The organism is Blastomonas sp. UPD001, assembly GCF_003426715.1.
Taxonomy (GTDB): Bacteria; Pseudomonadota; Alphaproteobacteria; order Sphingomonadales; family Sphingomonadaceae; genus Blastomonas.
In genome coordinates, this window is sequence record NZ_QKVT01000114.1 from 1 (window position 1) to 710 (window position 710).

The 710-nt window shown below is 49.6% G+C and carries 1 protein-coding gene; it reads right to left on the reverse strand.

The features are described 5' to 3' along the window. A partial coding sequence (locus DM995_RS22985; RefSeq protein ID WP_198669504.1) for a hypothetical protein occupies positions 1–679 on the reverse strand: 679 nt, incomplete at its 3' end. Between the last annotated feature and the right edge of the window lie 31 nt (positions 680–710).

Consider the following 710-nt stretch of genomic DNA (forward strand, 5'->3'; position numbering starts at 1 on the left):
GGTGCTTCTCTGTTTTGAGCCATTCGGGTATTGCCCCCAGTTCCCCACCTGCTACAGGTTCACCAAAATTGTTAGGGTTGGCTTTGAAGTAAGCACCACTGGCAACGTTAATCTTTCGCAAGCCCGAAGCCTTTACAGATTGAGCCACACAGCCAATAAATGAAACCGATTGCTTAAACGTATCAGCCAGTCCCGCCGTCGCCTTACCCGCCACAGAGGTCAAGTTAGAACCATGCAGGACAATGATTAGAGTCCCGCCGCACTTAGCAAAACGGCTGAGTAAATATTGAATTGCCCAGGTGCGATCGCCCTCCTCCAACAACGAAAGTAGCCGCATCGCCTCGTCAATAACCAGTAACAAGTTTTTGTGGCTATACGGTTCACTGCCGTCTAAGGTTTTCAGAAACTGTAATAACTCATCAGCAACAGACTTGTCAGCCGCGTCTGAGTCTCGACCGGGGAAACTAAGAGCAGATGTGAGGCTACAGGCGAACGGGTACACGTCCACCCCCGCAGTGAAGTATTGCACGTCTAAGCTAGGGTCTAGTGCCTTTGATAAAGTAGCTAAGATTGCTGCTAGAGTACCTTTCCCGCCTCGCTGAGTGCCGCAAACGGAAACGACTTGTGAGGATAGCATCTCATCAACTTTAAACCCGCCCTGAATAAGACCATCAATCACAGCGTTAGCCCTTTGGTCTAAGGACAAACTA